The 7468-nt window shown below is 62.6% G+C and carries 4 protein-coding genes and 1 pseudogene; all 5 read right to left on the bottom strand.

The features are described 5' to 3' along the window. Window positions 1–142 (bottom strand): annotated as a pseudogene (locus AC0YKC_RS25380) (IS5/IS1182 family transposase); the annotation flags it as partial. 96 nt (window positions 143–238) lie between these two features. Then, on the bottom strand, window positions 239–1462 hold the full coding sequence (locus AC0YKC_RS25375; protein WP_488513060.1) for an outer membrane protein transport protein: 1224 nt from the start codon (window positions 1460–1462) through the stop codon (window positions 239–241). A 363-nt stretch (window positions 1463–1825) separates the two neighbouring features. Further along, window positions 1826–4609 (bottom strand): valine--tRNA ligase, encoded by a 2784-nt coding sequence (locus tag AC0YKC_RS25370; RefSeq protein WP_488513059.1) that lies wholly within the window; start codon window positions 4607–4609, stop codon window positions 1826–1828. A 236-nt stretch (window positions 4610–4845) separates the two neighbouring features. Continuing rightward, entirely contained in the window at window positions 4846–5643 is a 798-nt protein-coding gene (locus AC0YKC_RS25365) for a PopZ family protein (RefSeq protein ID WP_488513058.1), read from the bottom strand. 281 nt (window positions 5644–5924) lie between these two features. Continuing rightward, on the bottom strand, window positions 5925–7307 hold the full coding sequence (locus AC0YKC_RS25360; RefSeq protein ID WP_488513057.1) for a TolC family outer membrane protein: 1383 nt from the start codon (window positions 7305–7307) through the stop codon (window positions 5925–5927). Window positions 7308–7468 lie beyond the last annotated feature (161 nt).

Raw genomic sequence — 7468 nt, 5'->3', positions numbered from 1 at the left:
AGTACAACGGCGCCGTCAGATCGTGGATGAAGGAAAAGTCGATCGCTCGATCGATCTTGCGAAGCAGATGATCAGCCGGAACCAGCTGATCCAACGTTACCATCTCAAGCGCGGTCTGTTCGGGGGCGGGTCGCTTCAACATGACCCAGTGAATCAAAAACCCCCGGCTAACGCCAGGGGTTTGTCAGCAGTCTGAAGGCCGGGCAGTGCCCGGCCTTTTTCTTGAATTTTCAGAAACTTAGAACTTGATCTTAAGCCCACCGGAAACTGCCGTGACGAGATCGTTGCCGAAGTCGTAACTGGCATCGGTGCCGGCCACATAGCCATTCTCGCCGGCCAAAGTTCCGGAGTGGCCGCTGGTCATGACACCAACCGCACCAGCCAAGCGAAGTTCAACGTTCGGGCTTGGCGTATAGGCAACACCGCCACCGAGCGTCCAAGTATCGGTCTGGGCACCATAGCCATGCGACGTGCCACGGTCCCAGGTCAGCTGGCCGGCGGCGCTCCATTGATCGTTGAATTTGTGGCCGATACCTCCAGAAACAGTCCAGCCGTCGCGATACATAAGGTCGAGCGAGGTGACCGCGCCAGGGGAGCCCGTGAAGCACGACGATGATGGAACAAAAAGAGTCGGGCAAATCGGAACGCTTTGCAGCACACTCCAATTTACCCATTTGATCGAGCCGAAGGCAAGCCAGCCGGGCGCGATACCCGACTGGAGCTTGAGTTCCACCGAGTCGGGCATATATTGCGTTGAGCCGTAAATCGGCTGAGACCCTTTCGGGGTCGTGAGCGTGCCAGAGATATTGTCAAGTTTGACCTGCGAATTGTAGACCAAGCTGGCCCGAAGCGCGATATCAGGAATTTCGTAGGCAATGCCGGCGCGCCAGCCCCAACCGTTGGCCTCTAGGTCGACGCGGCCAATCGGTGACGGTCCAACTGGATTGAAACCCACCAAGCTTTCCTTGAACCCCGAAATGTCCTGATAGAACACGCCGCCGATAAAACGTAGCTGGCCCTTACCCGCATCAAACTTATATGAGCAGGTACCAGCATAGTTATTGCTCTTAATATCCGTTTCGACGTTGGAAAAAGCGCCATTCCACGCCGCGCCGGGTGCGGTGTGGGCACCCCACGGCTGTGAATAGTCGACCATGCAGTCGACGCCTTGCACAACTTGGGCTTTGACCCCAATGCGCGGCACCCAATAGGGCTCGGCGCCATCCGCAGTAGAACTGAGGAAATTGAAGCCGAGCGGACCGCGCGCATTCTTGTACTTGCGGTCTGGCATCACATACGTCGCTTCAGCCTCCGTCGCGACCGGCGCCGGATCGAACAACAGGTCGATGTCGTAGCCGCCACGCTCCAGGCCGCCGGCATGCGCGGGATGCATCGCGGCGCCGATCAAAGCGATCGAAAAGCAGCCTGCCCCCGCCAGAGCTTTAAGCCGCAAAATATTCATGGAAATCCCTCCCCGAAATACAAGTGGCTCAAGCTAGAACCAATTCGGGTTAACGGCGCAACAACGTTTTCAAGAGCTGTACATGTACACCTTGGCAGCACGTATTTTTGCCGTGGTCAGGGGCGGCGCAATTGGCGCCCAAATCGCGCCAACCAGCGTCAAATGATCGAAAAAATCGGAAGAAACTACCCCGAAACAGGGCAAAAACAGCCATTTTAAGGGCTTGCAGGCCCCATTGTTACATTATGGCAACAATGGGGCGCAAACTTTCCGTTTACGTCAAAATTAACGTAGCGGCACGCCCATTTTCGAGGCAGCTAACGTACCGGAAAGCGCCTCCTGAGCGAGGGCGATTCTTGCCGCTCAGCCGGCGTCGCGGACCCTGGTCAAAGCCACCGAAAGCTTCTCCTGCGCCTCGCGATATTCGGCGAGTTTCTCGCGCTCGGCTTCGACCACTTCTTCCGGCGCGTTGGCGACGAACTTTTCGTTCGACAGCTTCTTGTGCAGGCGCGCGATCTCCTCGGTGACCTTGGCCAGTTCCTTCTGCAGCCGCGCGGCCTCCGCCTGGAGGTCGATCAGGCTGCCGAGCGGCAGGCTCACTGTCGCCTCGTTGAGCACGATCTGGGCCGAGCCCTTCGGCGGCGCATCGGTGAGCGCGATATCGCCGACGCGCGCCAGCCGCTTGATCGCCTGGGCGTGACGCTCCAGCCGCTCCTGCGTCAGCGTGTTGGCGCCGATCACCATCAGCGGCGCGATCGCCGCCGGCGGCACATTCATTTCCGAGCGCACCGAGCGGATGCCCGAGACGAGGTCGACCAGCCAGTTGATGTCGGCGGCGGCCTCGCCGTCCTCGAAGTCGGGCGACGGCCAGGCGGCATGGCAAAGCAGCGAGGAGCGCTCCTTGCCCTCGCCCGCGGTCTGCGCCCACAACTCCTCGGTCATGAACGGCATCATCGGATGCAACAGCTTGTAGATCTCGTCCAGCACGAAGGCGACGCAGGCCCGGCTCTCGGCCTTGGCGGCCTCGTCCGTGCCCATGAACACCGGCTTCAGAAGTTCCAGGTACCAGTCGCAGAACAGGTTCCAGACGAAGCGATAGGCCGCGCCCGCCGCCTCGTTGAAACGATAACTGATGATGCCTTCGGTGACCGCGCGCGCCGCCCGAGTCAGCTCGGTCAGGATCCAGCGATTGACCTGCAGCTTCGCGTCGTTCAGCCAGAACTCGTCGTTGCGCGCGACCTCGTTCATCTCGGCGAAGCGCGTCGCGTTCCACAGCTTGGTGCCGAAATTGCGGTAGCCGGCGATGCGCGCCGGATCGAGCTTCACGTCGCGCCCTTGCGCCGCCATGACGGTCAGCGTGAAGCGCAGCGCATCGGCGCCATATTCGTCGATCAGGTCGAGCGGATCGATGACGTTGCCTTTCGACTTCGACATCTTCTGCCCGTTCTTGTCGCGCACCAGCGCATGCACATAGACGGTGTGGAACGGCTCCTCGTCCATGAAATGTAGACCCATCATCATCATGCGGGCGACCCAGAAGAAGATGATGTCGAAGCCGGTCACCAGCACGTCGGTCTGGTAATAGGTCTTGAGCTCCGGCGTCTGGTCCGGCCAGCCGAGCGTCGAGAACGGCCACAGCGCCGACGAGAACCAGGTGTCGAGCACGTCCTCGTCTCGGGTCAGGATCTCGCCCGGCTGGAAATTCTCCAGCTTGTCCTCCACCCAGGCCTTCCACGGCCCTTCCAGCGCAAGGTAATATTCGACCGCCGAGGCCAAGGCTTCTTCCTCGGTCTTTTCGACGAAGACGTGCCCGTCCGGCCCGTACCAGGCCGGTATCTGGTGGCCCCACCAGAGCTGGCGCGAGATGCACCAGGGCTGGATGTTCTCCATCCAGTCGAAATAGGTCTTTTCCCAGTTCTTCGGCACGAAGTTGGTACGGCCCTCGCGCACCGAGGCGATCGCCGGCTTTGCGAGCTCGGCGGCGTTGACGTACCACTGGTCGGTCAGGAACGGCTCGATCGGCACGCCGCCGCGGTCGCCATGCGGCACGGCATGCCGGTGCGGCTCGATCTTGTCGAGGAACCCGCCAGTCTCCATTAGCTCGACGATCTTCTTGCGGGCGGCGAAGCGGTCGAGCCCGTCCAGTTCGTCCCACACGGCCTGGCGCTCCGGCGTGACCTCGAGACCGGCGAGGAAATCCTCATTGTCCTTCAGCTTGATGGCCGCTTCGACCGTCAGGATGTTGATCGCAGGCAGCTTGTGGCGCTTGCCGACCTCGAAGTCGTTGAAGTCATGCGCCGGCGTGATCTTGACCGCGCCGGACCCTTTCTCCGGATCGGAATACTCATCCGCGATGATCGGAATCTTGCGGCCGACGATCGGCAGCACGACGTTGCGGCCGACCAGATCGGTGAAGCGCTCGTCGTCCGGATGCACGGCCACGGCCGTGTCGCCGAGCATCGTCTCGGGGCGCGTCGTCGCGACCGTGATGAAGGTCTTCGGGTTCCCAGGGTCGAACGCCTCGCCTTCGATCGGATAGCGGAAGTGCCAGAGATTGCCGTTGACCTCGTGCTGCTCAACCTCGAGATCGGAAATGGCGGTGAGCAGCTTCGGATCCCAGTTCACAAGGCGCTTGTCCTTGTAGATCAAGCCTTCCTTGTAGAGCGTGACGAAGACCTCCAGCACCGCCTTGGACAGGCCTTCGTCCATGGTGAAGCGTTCGCGCGACCAGTCGGCCGAGGCGCCGAGCCGCTTCAGCTGGTTGAAGATCGCGCCGCCGGATTCGGCCTTCCACTCCCAGACCTTCTCGATGAACTCTTCACGCGTCAGATCACGGCGGTGGATCTGCTTTTCCATGAGCTGGCGCTCGACCACCATTTGCGTGGCAATGCCGGCGTGATCCATGCCGGGCTGCCAAAGCACGTTCTTGCCGCGCATGCGCTCGAAGCGCACGAGAATGTCCTGCAGCGTGTTGTTGAGCGCATGGCCCATATGCAGCGAGCCGGTGACGTTCGGCGGCGGGATGACGATAGTGAAGGCTTCGGCCCCTTCTTCCGCGCCGGCGCCTGCCCGGAAGGCATCCGCGTCTTCCCAGATTTTGGCGATCTTCGGCTCGACGGTTTTGGCGTCGTATGTCTTTTCAAGCATGGAGGAGGTCCGAACTGTCGGGAACAAGCGTCCGGTGTAAATCGGAAGGTCTTGGCCGAGTCAACCGCGAGAGCTGCGATCACTCTCACAGATAGGCGTGACGCGCCCGGCGACAATCCCGGCCGGTGCCGCAATGGCGGCTCGCCTGACTCATGTCGCTCGCAAGGGCGCGGCGGGTCCTAAAGCAAAAGCGCCGCCCCGAAAGGCGGCGCTTTCAGCATTCGTATTCCGGCAGCTTACTGCGCCCCGCGCGCCACCCGCTCGATCTCCTCGCGCACCAGCCTTTCGACCAGCGTCGGCAGATTGTTGTCGAGCCAATCCTGCAGCATCGGCCGCAGCATCGCCTCGGCCATCTCGTCGAAACTCTTCTTGCCGCGGCTGGCGAAAGCATCGGAAAGCTCGCCGAAGGCCGCGGCAACCTGCCGGCCCGCATGCTCGGAAAGGATCGCGGGCCGAGCCGGCTGCGCCTCCGGTTCGGATGCTCGGGGAGCGCCGGCATGCGCGGCAGCTTCAAGCGCCGGCTCTTCCCTCTCGATCTCAACCCTCGGCGCGGCTTCCGGGGCCCGGACGGCTGGTTTCGCGGTGACCGTGCTGCCGCCGACCGCGGCTATTTCGCGCCGCCAATCGGCGACGATGGTCTCGGCCGTCTGCGGCGCATTTGCCGCGGCCGGCCTGCTCGTGGCGGTTTGCGCGCTCGGCTCGGCGCCCTCAGGATCGACCGCAGCCGGAGCCGCCCTGACCGGCTCGGGACGAGCCTCGACGCGCGCGATCGCCGGATCGGCCGCAGCAAGCTGAGCCTGGACCTCGGCCAGCGTCGCCGGCTTGCGGGGGCCGGTGTCGGCATGCAATTCGGAACGAAAGGCGTCGACCTCGACCGTCGGCACGCTAACCGCGGCCGGCTCCAGATCCTGGCGCAGCTCGCCGGCCTCGGCCGGCTGCTTGCGCCCGGTGTCGCTGTCTTCGATGATCCTTCGGATGGAAGCCAGTATCTCTTCCATGGAAGGTTCGCGCTGCGCGCTGCTTGCCGTCGCCATCGTCACATCCGCCGCCCTAGTGACCGTTCAAGAACTGACGCGTTCAAGAACTTGACCATTCCAGGAATTCCCGCCTGCCCAGGTTGGAATTCGAATCAATGCCGACAGCGTAACCGACCGATCGTCATCCGAGAATCCCCAATCTGGGGACTCTTTGGATTTCAACAGATTAGGGGGATTTCAACAGATTAGGCGACGCGCGGCCCGACGAGCCGCCCGCAAAGACAAACGCCGCGCATCCATCGGACACGCGGCGTTTTGCCGAAACATGCTGTCGGGAATCAGCGCCCGTCGGGCGTGCTCGTTCCTATCCACTTGTCCTTGACGGCGTTGTAATGCTCTTCCGGTCTGTACTTGGTGACCGGCAGGCCCAGTCGATCGACCGACAGCCGGCCCATCGCCGACAGGATGGCGTAGCTCGCCACGACCACGTCGCGCTCGGAACTCGCCTGGTTGATCTTGGCGGTGATGACCGCGTTCTGTGCGTTCAAGACGTCCAGCGTCGTGCGCTGGCCGACATTGCGCTCCTCGATGACGCCGTTGAGCGCCAGTTGCGCGGCATCGATCACCTGCCTGTTGGCATCCACGCTTTCGCGCGCGGCGACATATTGCGTCCAGGCCGAGACCACGGCTTGGCGCACCTGGTCGCGGCTGACGTCGACCTGAATGCGCGCCTCGCTGAGCGATTCCTTGCTCTGCCGCACAACTGCCGAGGTGCGACCGCCCGAATAGATCGGAATGGTCAGCGTCGCGCCGATATTGGCCGATGTCGAGCTGCCGTTCGGATTGCTGGGGGAACCGGGAACGGTGTGGCTGTAGTTGTCCGAAATACCGGCGGAAGCTGAAAGCTGAGGCAGCAGCGCGCCTTCCGAGGATTTCACCGAGAATGCCGCCGCATCCACAAGGTGCTGCGTGGCAAGGATAGCCGGATGTTCTGCGGAGGCGACAGCCAGCGCGGAATCGACGCTACCCGGCAGAAGCTTGCCCAGCGGCGAAGCCGCCTTCAGCTTGCCCGGCTCGTCGCCGACGATCTGGTGGTAGGTCGCGGCGCTCGCCAGCGCCGTCGCGCGGGCGGCGCTCAACTGCGCCACGGCCGTCGCGCGCGAGGCATCGGCCTGGGCGACGTCGGTGCGGGTGCCCTCGCCGACCTCGAAGCGCGAGCGGGCGGCGCGGGCCTGCTCGGTCAGGAATTGCAGGTTCTGCGCGGTCAGCGCCGCGACCTGCCGGTCGCGAATCACGTCCATATAGGCGCTTGCCGCGTTGAACAGGATGTTCTCTTCGGTGTTGCGCAGGCTTTCGACCGAGGCCTTCACCTGCGATTCGGCGGCGGCGACATTGTTCTTGGTCTGAAATCCATCGAACAGCGTCTGGTTGATCTGCACGCCGAAGCTGCCCGTCGTCAGTCTCCTGCTGGTGCCAAAACCATGCGTGTTGGTGTAGTCGATGTTGGCCGAGCCGGTGACGGTCGGGCGCCAGCCCGACTTGGCGATGGCCACGCCTTCGTCGGTCACGCGCACGCCGGCGCGCGCTGCGTTGAGCTGCGAATTGTACTGATAGGCCTTGGCGAGAGCGCCCGTAATGGTTTCGGCGGAGGCGGCCAGCGGCGAAAGCGCCGTGGCGGAAACAAGGATAGCTACTAAAACACTCTTGCGTAGAGGCGGCACGTTATTTCCCTCATTCGTTTTGCATGGGAACCACGCCACGTCAGCCCACCCTTACGGATCGGCCGGCGCCGCGTTGTTTATCGTTCCCCCGCTGACTGGCCTCCCGGATGCCCGGTTAACCAATCAGCAACGATTGTCAGGCGCAAGCGATCATGACAGCG

Source organism: Mesorhizobium sp. CNPSo 4661 (genome assembly GCF_057784215.1).
This window is presented reverse-complemented; position numbering and strand designations above follow the sequence as displayed.

Excerpts from the sequence above, each read along its gene's own strand:
- AC0YKC_RS25375 (WP_488513060.1), bottom strand. The coding sequence starts at position 1,462 with ATGAATATTTTGCGGCTTAAAGCTCTGGCGGGGGCAGGCTGCTTTTCG.
- AC0YKC_RS25370 (WP_488513059.1), bottom strand. The coding sequence starts at position 4,609 with ATGCTTGAAAAGACATACGACGCCAAAACCGTCGAGCCGAAGATCGCC.
- AC0YKC_RS25365 (WP_488513058.1), bottom strand. The coding sequence starts at position 5,643 with ATGGCGACGGCAAGCAGCGCGCAGCGCGAACCTTCCATGGAAGAGATA.